This is a genomic window from Verrucosispora sp. ts21 (assembly GCF_002879555.1).
Classification (GTDB): Bacteria; Actinomycetota; Actinomycetes; order Mycobacteriales; family Micromonosporaceae; genus Micromonospora; species Micromonospora gifhornensis.
Genome location: NZ_PNOZ01000001.1, coordinates 163,202 through 182,419, shown reverse-complemented (window position 1 = coordinate 182,419; position 19,218 = coordinate 163,202). Strand labels below are relative to the sequence as shown.

Here is a 19,218-nt window from a genome sequence, read left to right as displayed (position 1 = left end):
ATGAGCGGGGGGACCCGGCGGGGCGGCATTCGCTCGTGGAGTGGCTCGGGCGGGGTGGTGGGCAGGGCGCGGTCGATCCGGCGACGGTCGAGGCGGAATGTGTCGAGGCGCCGGGACTGCTGACGGTGGTCGGCGACTGTGAGCTGCGGGTCGCCGACCCGGGCCGGTTGCGGACGCTGATCCTGCGCAGTCCGGGAGGGTTCACCGTCGAGGCACCGGCACCCGGCGACGCCGACTTCACCGTGACCGACACGGTCACTCCGGAGCAGGACGGCACGGAGGCGGTGGCCCGGATCGCCGTGGATCGGCCGGCCACGGTGACGCTGCGCTGCCCCACCGGCTGCCTGGTCACGATCAGCGCGCAGTGAGAGCGAGGGGACCTGATGGGCGCGTTACGCAGGCCGTTCCTGCTGCTGGCCATGCTGGCCCTGGTGCTGGCGGTCGGCGTCGAGGTCGGTGCCGGGCTGCTGTTGGGCGGCTCGGACGCCGGGGCGGCGCTGGCCGGCAGCGCCGCCGACCTGGGTGTCGAGGTGTCCGACGTGAGCGGGGTCAGCGAGCCGTCCGGGCGGGGCACCGGCTACCTGGCGCTCGTCGACGCGGCGGCGTTGTGGACCACCGGGCTGTTCTGTCTGGGACTGGTGCTCCCCGAGCGGATCCACGGGCGGGTTCAGGGGGTCGCCACCCTGATCTTCTCGATCGTCCTGATCATCGTGGCGATTCTGGCCCTGGTGATCGCCTTCGTCGAGCTGTCGATCATGGTTTCGCTCTTTCTGGCGCCGCCGTTCGGCACGCTCGCCTATCTGGCGCTGTGGGGCTTCTTCCCGGTCGGGGGCTCGGCCGTCCTGCTCGGCCTGGTGCTGCTGCTCAAGCTGGCCTGGGCCAGCCTGCTGCTGCTCGCCCAGCCGAAGTTCATCCAGAACAAGGGCCTGGTGCTGCTGATCGGGACCAGCCTGCTCTGCACGGTGGTGCTGGAGTTCCTGCACCGCCTGGTGCCGGTGATCGTGGTGAGCATCCTCGACGACCTCGGTGCGATCATCTTCGCCGTGATCGCGATCATCTGGGCCCTGGTGCTGCTGATCGGCGCGATCCCGGCGATCGTCAAGGCGATCCGCGCCACCGCCGCCCTGCGCGCCGAACCCGATCCGCACCGCTAACGCGTGGTCCACCAATCCCACCGCCGGGGACACCCGGCCGGCACCCGGGGACACTCGGCCGGCACTCGGGGCACCCGGCCGACGCTCGAGGACACATGCTTGTCGCGCCTGGCGGCTATGGTTGTCCTGTGATCGGGCTCGGCATGCTCTGGTACCTCGTCGGCATTCTCGCCGACGCGGGTGCCACCGGCCTGGTCACCGGCACCGCCGCGGCAACCGGCGTGCTGCTGACTGTGGTGCTCTCCGCGGCGAACCTGCTCCGCCGGGTGGTCACCCCGGCCGAGCTGCGGGTCACCCGCCGGTTGATGCGCGAACGCTCCGGCCGCACCGGCGTACCCCGGCACCGTGATCCGGACGCGGCCGGCCGCGCCCGTCCCAGGGCCCCGACGGCGACCCTCGCGGTCGCCTGAGCCTTCTCTTCTGCCGCTCGACGGCGCCCGCACCTGACTGGTTCCTGCCCGTTGTCAGTCGTCGGTCGTTCTTCGAGAGGTGCACCATGTCCAATTCGCCCACCCGCCACGCACAGCACACCGGAGGCCGCCGGTGAGTACGCTGTTCAGCCCGCTGATGGCGGTGATCTACGCGGGCATCTCCGCGATCCTGTTGTTCTGGCACGGCGCCTGGCAGTTGGTCTTCGACGACGCACCGCTGCTCGGCACCAACTGGTCGTGGGTGCTCGGCATCGTCTTCCTGGTGCTCACCGTCCGGGCCGTACTCTTCCCGGTCTTCGTCAAGCAGATCAAGGCGCAGCGGGCGATGCAGGCGTTGCAGCCGCAGATCAAGGCGCTCCAGGAGAAGCACAAGGACGACCGGGAAACGCTCCAGAAGGAGCTTGTCGAGCTGTACCGGACGGGGCAGGCCAACCCGCTGATGGGCTGCCTGCCCATGCTGGTGCAGATTCCCGTCTTCCTCGGTCTGTTCCACGTGCTGCGGCACCTCAAGCCGTCGATGCCGGAGCACATGAAGACGCTGTACGGCTGGACGGTCACCCAGTTCGACAGTGCGTCGACGGCGACCCTGTTCGGTGCTCCCATCGCCGCCAACTTCCGCTCCGGCACGCAGGAGCTGGCGCTGCTCGGCGCGGACCAGGTCACGGTCCGGGTGGTGGCCGCCATCCTGATCGTGGTCATGATCGCGACCACCTACCTGAGCAGTCGGCAGATGATCCTGCGGACCGGCTGGGCCGATGATCCGCAGCAGAAGCTGGTGCAGCGGTTGATGCTCTACGGCATTCCGCTGTCGCTGCTCGTCTCCGGTCTGATCTTCCCGATCGGCGTGATCATCTACTGGGTGACCACGAACCTGTTCTCCCTCGGGCAGCAGACCTGGGTGCTCCGTAAGTACCCGCCACCGCCCGTCGGCGGCGTCGCCGCCTCGACGGCGGTCACCGACGCCGTCGCGTCAGCACCGCCGAAGGTGGGGGCCAGGCCGAAGAAGCGGCGCTGACCAGCCGGACCCTGGTGCGTGGCCTGGGAGCGAACGCACCAGGGTCCGGATGATGGTCAGCGCAGTTGCGAGGTGGTCCAGCGGGGCGAGGAGGTGGTCACCGGGGCCAGGTCGCCGACCAGGACGGTACGGGCCTGGACGGCGCGGTGGGCGCTGGTGCCGACCCAGATGTCGACGTCGCCGGGCTCCACCACCCGGGTGAGCGTGCGGTCGGAGAAGGCCAGTCGGGTGGTGGGCACGGACAGCTCGACCGTGACCGACTCCCCCGGCTCCAGGTGGATCCGGCGGTACCCGAGCAGCTGCGCCACCGGCCGGGTCACCGAGGCCACCAGGTCGTGGCCGTAGAGCTGGACCACGTCCTCCCCGGCGACCTCGCCGGTGTTGGTGACCCGGACGCTGGCGTGCAGCGTGCCGGTGGTGGGCACGGTGTCGGACACGGTCAGGTCGGCGTACGCGAACGTGGTGTATGACAGGCCGTGGCCGAACGGCGCCACGGGTGCCGCCGACAGGCTCGTCACCCCGCTGCCCTCCCCCAGAGTGGGGTGCAGGTACGAGTACGGCTGCGCCCCCGCCGAGCTGGGCAGGGTGATCGGCAGCCGGCCCGACGGGTTGACCCGCCCGGAGAGCACGCCGGCGATCGCTCCGGCGCCCTCCTCGCCCGGGAAGAACGCCTGCACCACGGCCGCGCAGCGGTCCAGTGCCCAACCCAGCGCATACGGCCGCCCGGTGAGCAGCACCAGGACGACCGGCGTACCGGTGTCCAGCACGGCCTCGACCAGTTGGCGCTGCACGCCGGGCAACTCCAGGTCGTCGCGGTCGCAGCCCTCGCCGACGGTGCCGCGCCCGAACAGGCCGGCGTGGTCACCAACGACCAGTACGGCGACGTCCGCGTCGGACGCGACGGCGACGGCCTCGGCGAAACCGGACCGGTCCTCGCTGTCCACGGCACAGCCCGACGCCGAGCTGATGTGCTCGGCACCGAACTCGACCCGCAGCGCGTCGAGCACGGTGGGCACCTCGATGCCGGTCTCCACACCGGGTCGCTGCGCGAGCACGTGGTTGAGGAAGGAGTAGCACCCGAACAGCGCCGCCTCCCGGTCGGCGTTCGGGCCGATGACCGCTACCCGACGCCCCGCCGGCAGCGGCAGCACCCCCTGGTTGGCGACCAGGATGATCGACTTCTCGGCCAGCCGGCGGGCGATCGCCCGATGCTCGGGCGGATCCAGGTCGATCTGCTCGGCCGGCTCGTCGTCGAAGGTGGCGTCGAGTAGACCGAGTTCGAGCTTCTGGCGCAGCACCCGCAGCACCGACCGGTCGATCAGGGCCTCGTCGATCCGGCCGGTACGCACCGACTCGATCAGGGTCAGGTAGGCGTCGCCGGTCGGCAGTTCGATGTCGACACCGGCAGTGAGCGCCTGCACGGCCGCCTCGGTGTTGTCTTCCGCGACGTGGTGCAGCAGGTTCAGGAAGGCCACGCCGTAGTAGTCGGCCACCACCGTGCCGTCGAAGCCCCAGCGGTCGCGCAGCAACTCGGTCAGCAGGGTCGGATCGGCGGCCACCGGCACGCCGTCGATCTCGGCGTACGAGTGCATGATCGAGCGCACGTCACCGTCGAGGATCGCCATCTCGAACGGTGGGAGCAGCACGTCGGCGATCTCCCGGGGGCCGGCGTGCACCGGGGCGAAGTTGCGCCCGGCCCGGGAGGCGGAGTAGCCGACGAAATGCTTCAGCGTGGCATGCACGCCCTGGGACTGCAGGCCGCGCACGTACGCCGTGCCGAGGGTGCCGACCAGGTACGGGTCCTCGGCGATGCACTCGTCGACCCGGCCCCAGCGCGGGTCCCGGATCACGTCCAGCACCGGGGAGAGTCCCTGATGGATGCCGAGGGCACGCATCACGGTCCCGATCGCTGCGGCCATCTCGGTGACCAGGTCGGAATCGAAGGCGGCTCCCCAGGCCAACGGCGTGGGGAATGTGGCGGCCTTCCAGGCCGACAGTCCGGTCAGGCACTCCTCGTGCACGATCGCCGGAATGCCGAGCCGGGTGCCGGTGACCAGTTCCGACTGGAACTTCCGTAGCCAGGAGGCGCGGGCGGCGGGGTCGACCGGACGCGTGCCGTACGGTCGGGTGAGGTGACCCAGACCGTGCCGGGAGAAGGCCTCCAACCCGCCGATGTCGCCGAACTCGCCCTGCAGCGGGGCGACTGCCTCGCCGTCCTCCTTCTCCCAGAACCCGACGAGCTGCGCGACCTTCTCCTCGATCGTCATCCGACCGAGCAGCTCACGTACGCGCGACTCGCCGTCTGGCCCGTCCGGCCGGTCGGGGCGCGGACCTGTTTGAGCCGGCGCCGACGCGCCCACCCCTTGACGGACCTCAATCATGCTGTGCCTTCCATTTCTGGTGCTCGTGCGGCTGCCGCTCAGCCCTTGACCGCACCTTGCAGGCCTCCGACGATCTGTTTCTCGGCGAAGGTGAAGAACAGTAGGGCGGGCAGCATCGCCAGCGAGGTGAAGGCGAGGATGCCGGCCGTGTCGGAGCTGTACTGACTGGAGAACTGCTGCACGCCCAGCGGCAGGGTATGCAGGCTGGCGTCACCGAGGACGAGCAACGGCAGGAGGAAGGCGTTCCAGCTCGTGACGAACGCGAGGATCCCGACGGTGACCAGTGCCGGCCGCGCCAGCGGCAGCATGATGCGCCAGAGGAAGCCGAGCCGGCCGGTGCCGTCGATCGCCGCGGCGTCCTCCAGTTCACGGGGGATGGCCGACAGGAACGGTCGTAGGATGACGATCGTCAGCGGCAACGAGAACGCGACCTGCGGAAGGATTACCGCATAGTACGAGTTGATCAGGCTGAGGTCGCGCAGCATGAGGTACAGCGGCAGGATCGCCGCACCGGCCGGGAACAGCAGTCCGAGGGTGAAGAAGGTGTAGAGCACCTCACGCCCGCGGAAGGTGTACCGGGCGAGCACGAACGCGGCGGAGACCCCGAGGGCCACCACACCGAGGGTGGTGCCCAGGGAGACCACTGCGCTGTTGAACGCCTGCCGCCAGAAGTTACTCTCGGTCAGCACTCGGATGTAGTTGTCGAAGACCCACGGGTCGGGCAGGGCGGCCGGGTTCGCGACGATCTGTGGGGTGGTACGGAAACCACCGATGACCACGTAGATCACCGGCGTGATCGACACAGCCGCGACCGCGAGCGCCAAGGCGTAGGTCAGGGGGTTTCCCCAGGACACCGGGCGGCGCTTGGCGGGCGACAGAGCGGTGTTCGCGATCGTCACGTCATTTTGCCTTTCTGGTGATGGCGCCCTCGATGTCGCGACGGAGCAGGAAGCGCTGGAACAGGATCGCCGCCACGAACGAGATGACGAACAGGATCACCGCGATCGCGTTGCCGTAGCCCCACAGTCGGGCGAAGAAGCCGTTGTCCACCATGTATGTCGCCATGGTGGCCGACGCGCCGAGCGAGCGTACCGCCGGCACCGAGGTCACCCAGATCACGTCGAAGACCTGCAACGAGCCGATCATGGACAGGAACATCCAGATCCGGATCGTCGGGCCCAACAACGGCAGCGTGACGTGGCGCTGGATCTGCCACCAGCTTGCCCCGTCGATCTGGGCCGCCTCGTTCAACTCCTGCGGCACGTTTGACAGTCCGGCCAGCAGCAGGATGATGGCGAACCCGACGTACTTCCAGGTGAGGACGAACAGCAGCGTCCAGATAACGATATCGAGATCGGCGAGCCACGCCTGGATCAGGCCGCCCAACCCGATCGAGCGCAGCAACGCGTCGAACGTGCCGTTCTCGGTCAGGATCAGCTTCCACATGATGCCGACGGTGACCTCGGCCAGCACGTACGGCACGAACGCCAGCAGGCGGAACACCGTGCGGCCGCGGAAATGGCGGTTGAGCAGCAGGGCGACGCCCAGCGCGATGGGGCCCTGGATCAGCAGCGATCCGAACACAATGATCGCGTTGTTACGCAGCGCGTCCAGGAAGATCGGGTCCTGGAAGGCCATGACGTAGTTGTCGAAGCCGATGTAATCGGTGGGCGGTCCGACTCCACGCCAGCGGAACAGACTGTAGTAGAAGGCGAAGCCGATCGGCACCAGGACGAACATCACGTACACGACGATCGCCGGCGTGGTGAGCCCGATGATCTCGTACCACTTGCGTCGCGTCTCGCGGGCCCGGCCGGCTTTCCGATCGGCGGGCCGGAGCCCCGCCGGCGGCGCGGACACGCCGCCAGCGGGGTTCAGGGTCTGGTTCACGGAGCTCACTTGCGGGCGGCCGACTTCATCGCGTCGACGACCTGCTGCGGCGTCCCGTTGCCCGCGAAGATGGCGACGATCGCGTCGTTCATCGCGTTACCGACGGTGCTGCCGAAGGCGGTGTCCAGCCAGAGCTGGACGTAGGTCGCGCTGGTGGTGGCCTCCAGGATGGAGCGCAGCGCCGGGTCCGAGACACCGGACTCCGAACCCTTGGCGACGGGCAGACCGGTGCCGGTCTCGGCGTAGCCCTTCTGCACCTCGGGGCTGACGATGTACTTCAGGAACTCGACGCACTCCGCCGGGGCGTTCTTGGCGCAGGAGAATCCGTCGCCACCGCCGAGGGCCGCCTTGGGGTCACCGTTCGAACCACTGATCGCCGGGACCGGGAACCAACCGATGAACTTGTTCATCGCCTCGGCATCCTCGGCAACGTTGTCCAGGGTGCCCTTGTTCCAGTCGCCCATCAGCTCCATCGCGGCCTTGCCGTTGGCGAGCAGGCCGTTGGCGCTGGTCGGGTCGTTCTGACCCGGGGTCGCGATGAAGTTGTTCTGGAACGGCTTGGTGTCGATGAAGGCCTTCAGGTCCTCGCCGGCCTTGAGGAAGCACGGGTCCTCGAAGTCCAGGTCCTTGGAGGCCTTCTTCAGGGTGTCGACGGAGCAGGCCCGCAGCGCGAAGTTGTACCACCAGTGCGCGGCCGGCCACTTGTCACCGGCGCCGACGGCGATCGGCACGACGTTGATCGCCTTGAGCTTGGTGACGGCCTCGTTGAGCTCCTCGAACGTGCTCGGCGGCGCCGCGATGCCGGCCCGCTCGAACATGTCCTTGTTGTACCAGATACCCTCAATGCCCATCCGGAACGGCAGACCGTACTGCCTGCCGTTCACCGCCCAGATCTCGGCGGAGCTGCCGACGTTGGCGATCTCGTCCTTCGCCAGGTCGGTGAGGTCCTTGAGGTAGTCGGCCTCGACCTGCTCGCGGATCTCGCCGCCACCCCAGGTCGGGAAGATGTCTGGCGGATCGTTGCTCAGCAGCGCGGCAGGCAGCCGGGTGCGCTGGAGCTGGTTGGTCTCGATGCCCTCGATCTCGATGGTGACCGTGGGGTGCAGGGCGTTGAAGTCCTTGGCAACCTTCTGCCAGTACTCCTTTCCAGGCCCATCCTGGCTGGCGTTGTGCCACCAGGTCAGGGTCACCGGGTTCTTGTACAGCTCGCTCTCGGCGGGCTCTTCGGACTCGCCGCCGCTGCATCCGGTGGCAAGTAGTGCGGTGGTGATGGACAGCGCTAGGACGGTTCGTACGCGGCGCTTTATAGCCATCGGTATCTCCTCGACTAGTCAGTCGCGGTGCTCGGCCTGCGGGGGAGTTTTACAGCCGTGTAACCGAGTGTCAATCGGTGTCGATAACGTTTTCGATACGCCGCTCATCGAGCCCCGTCGGCCCTCTATCATCGTCGGCGTGGCGTTCCCGCAGCGTGTCAACATGTCGGACGTGGCCCGCGCGGCCGGCGTCTCCGTGGCAACTGTATCCAAGGTGGTTAATGGCAGGTACGGCGTGGCACAGGCGACCGTCCAGCGGGTTCAGCAGGTCATTCACCAGCTCGGCTACGAGGCCAGCCTGGGCGCGCAGAGCTTACGTAGTCACCGCACGAACGTCCTGGGCATCCTCGTGGCCGAGTTCGAACCCTTCTCCACCGAGTTGCTCAAGGGCGCCTCGGCGGGGGTCACCGGCACCGGCTACCAGTTGCTCGCCTACTCCAGCGGCGACGTGGCAGGTACGGCCGTCGGCTGGGAACGACGATCCCTGGCCCGGCTGTCCGGAACGCTCATCGACGGCGCCGTCATCGTCACGCCGACGGTGGTCGAGACCAAACAGGGCTTCCACGTCGTCGCCGTCGACCCGCACACCGGTCCCTCGGGTCTGCCCACCGTCGACTCCGACAACTTCGCCGGCGCCGTGCTGGCGACCAACTACCTGCTCTCGCTCGGTCACCGCCGGATCGGCCACATCAGTGGCCGCGCCGATCTGGAGTCGTCGCGGCTGCGTGAGGCGGGCTTCCGGCAGGCGATGGCCGACGCGGGTGTGACCGTGGACGAGCAACTGGTACGCGTCGGCGGGTTCCGCATCGAGAGCGCCGCCGGCACGGCCGCGGAACTGCTCGCCCTCCCCGACCGGCCGACCGCGGTCTTCGCGGGTAACGACCTGTCCGCGATCTCCACGATCAACGTCGCCCGGAACATGGGCCTGTCGGTGCCCGACGACCTGTCCGTGATCGGCTTCGACAACGTTCCGGAGTCGGCGCTTGTCAACCCACCGCTGACCACGATCATGCAACCGATACAACGGATGGGCGCCGAGGCGTTGCGCCTGCTGGTCGACCTGATCGCGGGGGTGGAACGCGACATTCACATCCGGCTTCCTACCGAGCTGGTCGTCCGCGCCTCCTGCCGCGCCGTGCCGGACTGACCCCGGTCACCCGCAGCCAGACTGACCCCGGTCGCCCGCAGAAGGAGTTTGCCGCTCTTCGCGCCATCTGACAGCACGACGACACCACGACGGTATTTTCCGGCTCGCCACCGGCTCCAGAAAGGCGTAACCGCGCCGACACGGAACGGAAACGCCGGGTCGGCCAGTCTCCGTCGATGGGAGAAACGCTGTCATGAGCAGTGCAGGAAGACGTGTCCGCAGGGCGGTCCTGGGCGTCGTCGCGGGCGCCGCGCTGGCCGGGCTGCTGTCGGTCACCGCAGCCGTCGCCGCGCCCCTCGCGGCCGCCGACCGGGCCGCCCCGACCGCCCGCACCGACATCTACATCAAGGATGTCGACGGCGATGTCGGGCTCCAGCCGCACCCGCTGAACCCGCTGTGGGCCAGCCCCGACATCAAGGTCTGCCCGACTCCCGTGGAGTGTGCCACCAGCCAGAACCCGATCGTCGGAATCACCAACTACATCTTCGTCAAGCTGCGCAATCCCGGGCCGTACGGCGCGGGCACCAGCTTCGGAACGCTGCACGTCTACCGGACGACCCCCGGTGGCGGCGCGACCTGGCCGGCCCACTGGACGCACATCGGCGCGGCCACCGTCGCCGCCAACGCGGGCGTCACGACGGTCACCATCCCGTGGACGGGAGTGCCCGGGCCGGGTCACTTCTGCCTGCTCGCGCGCTGGGTGTCCGACACCGACCCGATGGTCGCCGAGGGCCCGGACATCAGCACCAACACCAGGAACAACAACAACATCGCGTGGCGCAACGTCGACTCGGTGCGACTCAGCGCCGGTGAGACGAACCCGGCTGTGCGACCCTTCGCCATCGGCAACTCGCTGCGGGTGCCGTCCGCCAACGACCTGGTCTTCGAGGCGACGCAACCGTTGCAGGGCATCGGCGGGCGGGTCGTCGTCGACCTCGGTCCGGAGCTGTTCGAGCGCTGGCGGGCCGGCGGCGCGGTCGGCACGGGCGTACGCGCCGTGGGCCGCACCCAGGTGGAGATCGTCGAGCCCACCCGGGCCAGCCTGGGCAATCTGCGGCTGAACCCCGGTGAGCGGGTGGAGTTCTCGCTGCTGTTCAGCGCGACGACCGCGTCGGACCGGGAGATCGCGTTCAACGTGACCCAGTTCGGCCCGGACGCCTCCGGGGCCAAACGGACCGACCTCGGCGGCGTGCAGTACCTGATCAGCTCCGTCAAGCGGTAGTGCGAGGGGGTTGCGGCCCGACCGGGCCGCAACCCCCGTCAGCGCAGGCAGACCCAGTCGGTGGCGACGGTGAAACCGCCGGCCTCGGCGAGCAACTGCACCGGACCGGGCGGCGGGACGCCGAGGGAGAACAGGCCCACGGCGTCGACGGAGGTCTCGTCGTAGGTGCCGTCGGCGGTTCGGGCACTGACCCGGCCGCCCTCGGCCGGGCAGAGCTGACCGACGACTCCCGCGTCGCTGACCTCGATCTCCAACACGATCGGTCCGCCCCGGAAGGACAGGGTCCGCACGGAGGCACCCGACCGGGTCTGCCCCGCCGGCTCACATACCGAGTCGAAGGTCAGCTCGGCGAGGGTCAGCTCGGCGTCGACCGTCCGCCAGGCGAATGCCGCCCGCGCCGCGGTCAGATATTCCTCGGGCACTCCCCCGGCGTTCCACAGCGCCGCGCCCAACTCCACAGTCAACCGGTCGTCATCGACCGGCGGCCACGGCTCCATCGCGTTCACCCGCCTTCGACGATGCGGACCGACCAGGATCAAGGTACGGCGCGAGGGCCGGACAGTCGCGCAACCTGCGCAGACAACGGGCCTGGGTCGGCCCGATGCTGCCGACCGGTACGCCCAGCCGGTCGGCGATCTGCCGGTAGCTCAGCGGCGGATCGGCCGTCAACAGCGCGAGCAGCTCCTGACAGCGCGGCGGAAGCTGGGCGAAGCTCTCCCGCAACGCCTGCCGACGCTCCGCGCGCAACAGGTCCTCGTCCGGCGCCGCTACGTTCGCCCAGCTCCCGTGGTACCCCTCCAGCGCGTCGTCGGACGGGTCGACGGGTCGGGTACGCCGGCCCAGCCGCGTCATCCGGTAACACTCGCGCCGGGTGGTGACGGCCAGCCATCCGGCCAACGCCTCCGGGTCGCGCAGCCGGCCGAGTTGCTCCACCAGCCGCAGCCAGACGGTCTGGTTGACGTCGGCCGCGTCGGCGCCGGTCAGGTCGTGGGAGCGGATCACCGAATACACGAGCGGGGTGTACCGGTGCACCAGCTGCGCCCAGGCCGACTCGTCCCCGTCCGCGGCGGCGGCGACCAGCTCCCTGGTGTTCACCCGACCAGCACTCCGTAGTCGGGGTGCCAGCGGGGTTGCGCGAGCAGCGTCAGCCGGGCCGCGTCGGCGCTCAGGCCGCCGGCGGTCATCAGGGCGGCCAGGCGACCGCTGACGTGTGCGGTGGCGAACGACGTGCCGGCCCAACTGGCGTAGCGGTGGAACACACGGGTCGGTCGTCCGGGCAACGGCAGGGTGCCCGCGACGTAGGTGCTGTCGTGTCGACCGAGCGCGCAGGCGTCCACCCACGCCCCGTGCCCGCTGTAGTCGGCCGGTACCAGTCCCGCCGGGCCCAGGCTGACCGCCGCGACCGCCACCACCCGCTCCAGCGCGGCCGGCCACAGTGGCCGGCGGAGGCCGGCGTTGCCCGCCGCCGCCACCACCGCGGTCGTCGGCGGCAGCGCGGCCAGGGCGTTGGCCAGTGGCAGTGAGGGCTGGTCGTCGAGGGTGTAGCCGCCCAGGGACAGGTTGATCACGCTGACCTCGGGCGACAGCCGGCTCAGGGCGGCCACCACCATCGACTCGTCACCGATGCCGCTCTGGTCCAGGGCCGTCTCGGGATCGACACGTACGCCGGGTGCGGCCTGACGCACCACCCCGGCGACGAACGTGCCGTGACCGCCCTGCGGTGCGAGCACGTCGGCGTACGCGTAGAGCGGGTCCTCGTCGTCGGGCTCGGGCAGGTAGGCGCCGTCGAGCCAGTGTGGGTGCTGCTGACCGGCGTACCGCCAGATGCCGGTGTCGCAGATTCCGACCGTCACCCCCGCGCCCTCGGCGAGCCGGGTCGGATCCGGCGGCGGCAGCGCGGCGACCGCCCGAGGCGGCCCGGACGGGTTGCCCATGATGTTGCCCAGGCCGAGCAGCACGTGGTGGGGTTGGACCCGCGGTACGGGTTGGCCGGACCACTGCCGAGGATCGCGCAGCATCCCCACGATCGCGGGAATATCGGTCTCCGTGGCGAACAGCAGTCGGGTGACTCCGGCGAATCCGTTGCCAATGGTGACCGAATGCCCGCGGCTTCTCAGCCAGGCGGCGACCCGACCGGCATCTGCGGCGGCGGCGAGCAGTTGCCGGGGACGGTAAAGGAATTCCCGTCCGGCGACGATGTGCCGCCGCACATTGCGGTCCGCGTCCAGCACCCGGGCGAAGGCGAGTTGGTATGCGGTGTCGTCGGGGTCCTGCTCGGCGCGCGATGCGGCCGCCGTCGACCCGATGCCCAGTGGAGTGGCCACGGTGGCCAGCGCGGAGGCGGTCAGCAGTCGCCGTCGGGACAGCCGATGGGAATTGCCCGTTCGGGGATAGTCAGGAAGCAAGAGTCCTCCCAGATAGCCCAGGAAACGGCAAGTCACTGGTGGCGGGCAAGTCGAATTCCGCAGGCCTCGCCAATTCTTCCAAGCAATCGGCGTATGTCAATGGCCCGTCCGGGTGACCGCAATACGGCCACACCCGTGAGACGATTCCCGGGCATTGACAGTACGGCGATAGCTGGTGAAGCCTTCTCTCATGTCCGACAGCACCGCTGCCGGTGCCGGCATCGCTGCGCTGGCGCTCGACACCGTCCAGCGCCGCCCACGTGAGGCGATCACAATCGCCCAGCGGGTACTCGCCACCGGGCACGTCGACGACGACGAACGCTCCACTGCGGAGCGGGCCATCGGCCTGGCGCTGCGGGAACTCAACGACCTGACCGGCGCGCTGCACCACCTGCGCCGGGCGGTCCGCGCCGCCGAGTCGGCCCGGACCCGCGCGCTGGCCCGGATGAGCCTCGGCTACGTCCTGGCCACCGCCGGCCGCACCTCGGCGGCCCTGCGGGCGGTGACCGCCGCGCTGCCGGAACTCACCGGCGCCGACGCCGGGCGGGCCCGGATGCAGCGCGGGGTGGTGCTGCACTACCGGGGCCGGTACGACGAGGCGGTCCGCGACTACGGGTTGGCCATCGACATCGCCCAGCGTGCGGGCGATCTGCTGCTGGAGGCGCGGGCCCGCAACAACCGGGGACTGCTCAACGCCCACCGGGGCGGCAACGGCGACGTCGACGACCTCGCCCGGGCGGCGGCCATCTTCGGTGAACTCGGGCTGGACCTCGCCGCCGCCGACGCCCGCTGGAACGGCGGCATCGCGGCCGGCCGGCGCGGCGACATCGTGGGTGCCCTGCGCCGGTTCGCCGCCGTCGGCGAGGAGTACCAGCGTCTCGCCGTACCTCGACCGGCGTTGCTGCTGGACCGTTTCGAACTGCTGCTGTCGGTGCCCCTGGTCGACGAGGCGACAGAGGTCGCCGCCGCAGCGGTCGACGAACTGCGGCGTCGGGGCATGGCCTCCGACCTCGCCGAGGCGCTGCTGGCCCAGGCACGCGCCGCGCTGCTCGCCGGTGACCTGGACACCGCGACCGAGGCCGCCGCCGCGGCACGGACCCGATTCCGCCGACAGGGTCGCCGCATCTGGACCGCCTTCGCCCGACACGTCGAGTTGCGTGCCGAGTTCCGTCGCGGAACCCGCACCGCCGCCCTGCTCACCGCGATGGTGCGTACCGCCGATCAACTCGACGCGACCGGCTGGCCGGATCCCGCGCAGCTCACCCTGATCGACGCCGGCCTGCTGGCGTCGGCGCTGGGTCGCGTCGACCGCGCCGCGGAGTTGTTCGGCACGGTCGCCCGCACGCGGGGTCAGGGTACGGCGCCCCGGCGCGCCCAGGGCTGGTACGCCCAGGCGCTGTGGCACCGGCTGCGCGGCGACGAATCCGCCGCCGCCCGTGCCCTGCGTCGCGGGTTGGCCGTCCTCGACCGGCACCGGACCTCGCTCGGCGCCACCGAACTGCGGGCCAACAGCGGGGCGTACGGGCAGGAACTGGCGGCCGAGGGACTGGACATCGCCGTGCGGGCCGGCGCACCGGCGCGGGTGCTGGCCTGGGCGGAGCGGTGGCGCGCCACCGCGCTGCGCAACCGGCCGGCGTTGCCACCCGACGACGCCGAACTCGTCGCGGCGCTTGCCGAACTCAGGCTGGTCAGTGGCCTGCTGGAGGACGCGGTGCTGACCGGCCGGCCGGTACGCGTGCTGCGCGGGCGGCAGGCCCGGCTGGAGCATCGCATCCGCGACCTGACCCGGCTGGCGACCGGCGCGACGACCACGCCGGCCCCGCCCCGGGTGGGTGAACTGGCCGACCGGCTCGGCCCCCGGGCGCTCGTCGAACTGTTCGTGCACGGTGACCGGCTCGGGGCGGTGGTGGTCGCCGACGGACGGGCCAGCCTGCACGATCTCGGCCCGTCGGCCGAGGCGACCCGGCTGGCCCGCTGGCACCGCTTCGGGCTACGTCGGCTGATCGTCACCGGGGACTCGACAGCCGCCCGAACCGGCGCGGCGCACGCCGCGACGGCGTTGGACCGGCAACTGTTCGACCCGCTGCGGCGGCGGCTGGCCGACCGGCCGCTGGTGATCGTGCCGGTCGGCGCCCTGCATGCGGTCGGCTGGGCGGGGCTGCCCACCTGCGCCGGCCGGGCGGTGACTGTCGCACCGTCGGCGACCGCCTGGCTCACCGCCGCGCAGCAGCAGACCTGGGCGGGTACGCCGACGCTGGCCAGCGGCCCACGACTGCCCGCCGGGACGGTCGAGGTCAAGCGGCTCGCCGACGTGCTGCCCACCGCCCGCCTGCTCACCGGGGCGAACGCCACCGCCGAGGCGCTGACCGCCGCCCTGGACGGCGCCCCGATGGTGCACATCGCCGCGCACGGCACGTTCCGCGCCGACAACCCCCAGTTCTCCACCCTGGAGTTGGCCGACGGGCCGCTGTTCGCCTACGAGTGGGAACGCATCGCCCGGCCGCCCGGCTGCGTGGTGCTCTCCGCCTGCGAATCGGGCCTGTCCGGGGTACGCCCCGGCGACGAGATCACCGGTTTCGCGGCGGTACTGCTGGCGCTGGGCACCCGATGCCTGATCGCCACCGTGCTGCCGGTGCCGGCGGAACCCACCACCGAACTCATGGTGGACCTGCACCTGCGGATGCACGCCGGTGCCGAACCGGCGCAGGCCCTCGCCGCCGCCCAGCGGGCCTTCGTGGCCACCGGCGATCACACCGCCTCGGCCACCGCGGCGGCTTTCGTCTGCCTCGGCGCCGGCTGACCACGACGCGCCGTCGAACTGGGCGGCACTGTCGGGCTGTGGCAGTGCACAAGCGGATGGACGGCGTGTCGACCAGCTCCACTGCCACAGCTCACCGCAGGTCGGCGAGGGCGGCGGCGGTGTCGACGGTGAGGATGCCGTCGGCTATCACCACCCGGTGGTGGTTACGGCGACTGGTGCCGGCCGGGATCGTCGCGGTCCGCGCGAAGGCGAAGGCGACGCACACCCCGGGATACATGGTGGTCCGGACGAACCACCTGTCGCCCGCACCCAGACCGCTGAAGACCAGGGTGTACGCGCCGCCCTCCGGTGACCGGCCGGTCATCGCCAGCCACGGATCGGCACATCCGTTGACCGTCTCCTCGCCGACGCGGGTGGCGGTGAACACCTCGGGTGGTTCGCCGGCCACCGCCCGCCAGAAGAACCCGCCGTAGCCGGCCCCACCGGGCCGACCGTTGGTGGCCGGGCTGCCCAGCACGACGTCCCGGTCGGCGGGAGCGGTGAGCACGCTGTCGACATCGAGCCGCCAGGCACCGGCTCGCCCGGACGCCGGACTCCATGCGCTGTCCGGACCAGGTACATCGACGTGCTCCGGTACCGCTGTCGCGGCCAGGGTGCGCCGCTCGGTGAGCAGGACCGCGCCGGTCGGGTCGCACCAGTGCAGCAGGTGGTCGAGCCGGTCCGTCGAGCGGTGGTTCCATCCGGTGTGGACGATCCGGCCGTGGTCGGCACGCCAGGTGTAGCCGAGGTCGCGGACGTAGGTGCGCCCACCCCAGAGGTTGGTGCCGTTGACGTCCTGCACCGCCAGGGAGGCTCCGAGGTGCCAGACGTGGTCGGCGGGGAGGGCGTCGGTGACCCGGGTGCCGGCCAGGGTACGCACCGGGTGCAGGTAGGGCCGCGGGCCGTGGGTGGCGTCCAGGTCGGGGGCGAGCACGTACCGGGCCACCGGCGTACCGTCGACAAGCAACTCCTGATCGTCGGCGGTCATGACAGCTCCGCCCGGGTGAGCGGGCGGCGGCGGGCGACGGCGTGCACGGCGGCCAACGCGTACCCGGCGAGGATCGGCACCGCGACCGGGGTGACAAGCACCCCGAGCAGCACGGCGACGAGGCTGGTGCCGGCCAGCGCGGCGCAGGTCGCGGGGTGGTCGAGGCAGGTGCGGGCGGCCCGGGGAACCGCCGCGGCCCACCCGGTGCCGCCGGTGCGGCCGACCTCGACCACGATCGCGGCGGCGTACCCGAGCAGGGCCGCCGCCACCACGACGGTGGCGACCAACCCCACGCCGCCGCCCGGCACCCGGCCGGTGGCCAGTGCCGTCAGGTTTGTGGCGAGCAGCCCGACAGCGGCCAGCCCGAGCAGGGTGGCCGGCACGCCGGGCAGCAGTCCCCGACCGAACCGGGAGATGATCTGCCGGGCGGTGGGCCAGCTGCCGGTGGCCAGCCAGTCGTGCACCGCGGCGCTGGCGGTGCCGATCGCCGCGCCGGCGGTCAGCACCGGGGCCGAGGCGAGCACCGTCAGGATGCCCAGCAGCGCCAGATCGGCCCCGTCGCGTACGGTGTCCCGCCAGTCGCGGCGCGGCGGCTGCTCAGCCCTTGATTCCACTTGTGTTGATCCCCTCGACGAGCATCCGTTGGAAGGCGACGAAGAACACGAAGACCGGCAGCAGGGACAGCACCGCCATGGCGAACATCGGGCCGATGGCGCTCTGGCTCGTCGAGTCGATGAACAGGGTCAACGCCACCGGCACGGTGTAGTCGCTCAGCTCGGACAGGAAGACCAGTTGCCGGAAGAACTCGTTCCAGGTCCAGATGAACGAGAAGATCGCCGTGGTGACCAGGGCGGGTCGGCTCAGCGGCAGGATGACGTGCCGGAAGATGCCGAAGGCCCCGGCCCCGTCGATCCGGGCGGCCTCGTCCAGCTCGCGCGGGATGCCCCGCATGAACTGCACCATCAGGAAGACGAAGAACGCCTCCGTGGCCAGGAACTGCGGGATCAGCAGCGGCAGGTACGGCCAGTCCCCGCCGACCAGGCCGAGGGTGCGGAACAGGATGTACTGCGGCACGATCAGCACGTGCGCCGGCAGCAGCAGGGTGCCGATCATGATGGCGAACCACAGCCGCCGCAGCCGGAACCTCAACCGGGCGAAGGCGTACGCGGCCAGCAGGCAGCTCACCGCGTTGCCGACGACGGTCAGCAGGCTGACCATCGCGCTGTTGAGGAAGAACCGGCCGAAGCTGACGTCGAAGTTGCTCCACCCGTCGGTGTAGTTGCCCGGGGTGAAGCGCTCGGGCAGCAGACCGATGTTGCTGACGATCTCCTGCTGCGACTTGACCGAGGTGCCGATCATCCAGATCAGCGGGTACAGCACGACCGCCACGATGGCCAGCAGGATGATCAGCCGCAGCCAGGATCGGCTGCGCGAGCGCTCCGGGCGGGCCGCCACGGGCGGGGCCACGGTGTTCGCCACCATCAGCGGTCCTCCCCGTCGGAGTAGTGCACCCAGAACCGGCCGGTGCTGAAGAAGACGGCGGTGATGAGCGCGATGGCGATCAGGAAGACCCAGGCCATCGCGGAGGCGTAGCCCATCTCCAGGTCGGTGAACCCGGCGATGTACAGGTTGAGGGTGTACATCAGGGTCGAGTCGATCGGTCCGCCGGTGCCGTTGCTGAGCACGAACGCGGCGGTGAAGCCCTGGAAGCCGTTGATGGTCTCCAGCACCAGGTTGAAGAAGATCACCGGGGAGAGCATCGGCAGGGTGACGCTGACGAACTGCCGGAACCTACCGGCCCCGTCCACCGAGGCGGCCTCGTACAGCTCGGTCGGCACTTGCTTGAGCCCGGCCAGGAAGATCACCATCGGGGCGCCGAACTGCCAGATGGCCAGCACCATCAGGGTTTCCAGGGCCCAGTCCGGGTCGTTGACCCAGGGCTTGCCCTCGATGCCGAACAGGGCGAGGAAGGAGTTGAACGCGCCATCGCGGTTGAACATGTTCACCCAGACGATGGCCAGCGCCACGCTGCCGCCGAGCAGCGACGGCAGGTAGAACAGACCACGGAACAACCCGACCCCGCGCCAGGCACGGTTGAGCAGCAGGGCCACCCCGAGCGCCGCGGCCAGCTTCAGCGGTACGGCGATCAGCGCGAAGCGCAGCGTGACCCGCACCGAGTGCCACCACGACGGGTCGGCGGTGAACATCCGTTCGTAGTTGGCCAGCCCGACCCATTCCACCTCGGACCACGGGGTGAGGATGTCGTAGTTGGTGAAGCTGAGGTACAGCGACAACAGCATGGGTAGCGCAGTGATGCCCATCAGACCGATGAGCCAGGGCGACAGGAAGACGTAGCCGGCCAGACCTTCCCCGTGCCGGATCCGTCCGGTCCCGCGCCGGGTGGCGGGGGGTCGGACGGATCCGGTGCCGCGGCGAGTCGGGTCGGGCGCCGTGGTCAGAGCCACGAACTGC

General features: G+C 70.4%; 18 protein-coding genes. 7 read left to right on the top strand and 11 right to left on the bottom strand.

Translation table 11 applies throughout. From position 1 onward, the window contains the following. From C1A38_RS00750 to yidC, 4 genes are all read left to right on the top strand, one after another. A partial coding sequence (locus C1A38_RS00750; protein ID WP_233196547.1) for a hypothetical protein occupies positions 1-368 on the top strand: 368 nt, incomplete at its 5' end. A gap of 15 nt (positions 369-383) precedes the next feature. Continuing rightward, positions 384-1,154 carry a hypothetical protein gene (locus tag C1A38_RS00745; protein WP_102655868.1) on the top strand — a complete coding sequence of 257 codons (771 nt, stop codon included), beginning with the start codon at positions 384-386 and terminating at the stop codon, positions 1,152-1,154. Between the two features lie 128 nt (positions 1,155-1,282). Next, positions 1,283-1,564 carry a DUF6412 domain-containing protein gene (locus tag C1A38_RS00740; RefSeq protein WP_102655867.1) on the top strand — a complete coding sequence of 94 codons (282 nt, stop codon included), beginning with the start codon at positions 1,283-1,285 and terminating at the stop codon, positions 1,562-1,564. 157 nt (positions 1,565-1,721) lie between these two features. Continuing rightward, entirely contained in the window at positions 1,722-2,600 is an 879-nt protein-coding gene (gene yidC / locus C1A38_RS00735; protein ID WP_102655898.1) for a membrane protein insertase YidC, read from the top strand. Positions 2,601-2,656: 56 nt separating this feature from the next. On the opposite strand, the gene C1A38_RS00730 is transcribed toward yidC, so the two are convergent. From C1A38_RS00730 to C1A38_RS00715, 4 genes are read right to left on the bottom strand one after another with little or no spacing between them, the layout of a single operon-like run. Next, positions 2,657-4,981: a beta-xylosidase/alpha-l-arabinosidase gene (locus C1A38_RS00730; RefSeq protein WP_102655866.1), complete on the bottom strand. Its 2,325-nt coding sequence runs from the start codon at positions 4,979-4,981 to the stop codon at positions 2,657-2,659. 38 nt (positions 4,982-5,019) lie between these two features. Further along, complete coding sequence (locus C1A38_RS00725; protein ID WP_102655865.1) at positions 5,020-5,880, bottom strand: carbohydrate ABC transporter permease; 861 nt, start codon at positions 5,878-5,880, stop codon at positions 5,020-5,022. 1 nt (position 5,881) lies between these two features. After that, a complete protein-coding gene (locus C1A38_RS00720; RefSeq protein ID WP_102655864.1) occupies positions 5,882-6,880 on the bottom strand; it encodes a carbohydrate ABC transporter permease in 999 nt (332 codons plus the stop codon). Then, positions 6,877-8,184 carry an ABC transporter substrate-binding protein gene (locus tag C1A38_RS00715; RefSeq protein ID WP_102655863.1) on the bottom strand — a complete coding sequence of 436 codons (1,308 nt, stop codon included), beginning with the start codon at positions 8,182-8,184 and terminating at the stop codon, positions 6,877-6,879. Before C1A38_RS00715 ends, C1A38_RS00720 begins: the two co-directional genes overlap by 4 nt. A gap of 139 nt (positions 8,185-8,323) precedes the next feature. Between C1A38_RS00715 and C1A38_RS00710 the strand changes: the two genes are divergently transcribed. Further along, complete coding sequence (locus tag C1A38_RS00710) at positions 8,324-9,331, top strand: LacI family DNA-binding transcriptional regulator (protein ID WP_102655862.1); 1,008 nt, start codon at positions 8,324-8,326, stop codon at positions 9,329-9,331. A gap of 193 nt (positions 9,332-9,524) precedes the next feature. Then, complete coding sequence (locus C1A38_RS00705; RefSeq protein ID WP_102655861.1) at positions 9,525-10,553, top strand: hypothetical protein; 1,029 nt, start codon at positions 9,525-9,527, stop codon at positions 10,551-10,553. 38 nt (positions 10,554-10,591) lie between these two features. On the opposite strand, the gene C1A38_RS00700 is transcribed toward C1A38_RS00705, so the two are convergent. Genes C1A38_RS00700 through C1A38_RS00690 form a run of 3 tightly spaced genes read right to left on the bottom strand, consistent with a single transcriptional unit; the run spans position 10,592 to position 12,958 of the window. Beyond that, positions 10,592-11,050: a hypothetical protein gene (locus C1A38_RS00700; RefSeq protein ID WP_102655860.1), complete on the bottom strand. Its 459-nt coding sequence runs from the start codon at positions 11,048-11,050 to the stop codon at positions 10,592-10,594. Further along, positions 11,025-11,648: an RNA polymerase sigma factor gene (locus C1A38_RS00695; RefSeq protein ID WP_102655859.1), complete on the bottom strand. Its 624-nt coding sequence runs from the start codon at positions 11,646-11,648 to the stop codon at positions 11,025-11,027. The genes C1A38_RS00700 and C1A38_RS00695 overlap by 26 nt, the downstream gene beginning before the upstream one ends. Continuing rightward, the gene (locus C1A38_RS00690; RefSeq protein ID WP_102655858.1) at positions 11,645-12,958 is read right to left on the bottom strand and encodes a S8 family peptidase; all 1,314 of its coding nucleotides are present in this window, start codon (positions 12,956-12,958) and stop codon (positions 11,645-11,647) included. The genes C1A38_RS00695 and C1A38_RS00690 overlap by 4 nt, the downstream gene beginning before the upstream one ends. Before the next feature lie 190 nt (positions 12,959-13,148). Between C1A38_RS00690 and C1A38_RS00685 the strand changes: the two genes are divergently transcribed. Continuing rightward, the gene (locus C1A38_RS00685) at positions 13,149-15,758 is read left to right on the top strand and encodes a CHAT domain-containing protein (protein ID WP_102655857.1); all 2,610 of its coding nucleotides are present in this window, start codon (positions 13,149-13,151) and stop codon (positions 15,756-15,758) included. A 91-nt stretch (positions 15,759-15,849) separates the two neighbouring features. On the opposite strand, the gene C1A38_RS00680 is transcribed toward C1A38_RS00685, so the two are convergent. Genes C1A38_RS00680 through C1A38_RS00665 form a run of 4 tightly spaced genes read right to left on the bottom strand, consistent with a single transcriptional unit; the run spans position 15,850 to position 19,211 of the window. Beyond that, complete coding sequence (locus C1A38_RS00680) at positions 15,850-16,746, bottom strand: DUF6807 domain-containing protein (protein WP_102655856.1); 897 nt, start codon at positions 16,744-16,746, stop codon at positions 15,850-15,852. After that, positions 16,743-17,360 carry a hypothetical protein gene (locus tag C1A38_RS30575; protein WP_013734549.1) on the bottom strand — a complete coding sequence of 206 codons (618 nt, stop codon included), beginning with the start codon at positions 17,358-17,360 and terminating at the stop codon, positions 16,743-16,745. The genes C1A38_RS00680 and C1A38_RS30575 overlap by 4 nt, the downstream gene beginning before the upstream one ends. Next, the gene (locus C1A38_RS00670) at positions 17,344-18,228 is read right to left on the bottom strand and encodes a carbohydrate ABC transporter permease (RefSeq protein ID WP_102655854.1); all 885 of its coding nucleotides are present in this window, start codon (positions 18,226-18,228) and stop codon (positions 17,344-17,346) included. The genes C1A38_RS30575 and C1A38_RS00670 overlap by 17 nt, the downstream gene beginning before the upstream one ends. Continuing rightward, complete coding sequence (locus C1A38_RS00665; RefSeq protein WP_013734551.1) at positions 18,228-19,211, bottom strand: carbohydrate ABC transporter permease; 984 nt, start codon at positions 19,209-19,211, stop codon at positions 18,228-18,230. The genes C1A38_RS00670 and C1A38_RS00665 overlap by 1 nt, the downstream gene beginning before the upstream one ends. Positions 19,212-19,218: the final 7 nt, after the last annotated feature.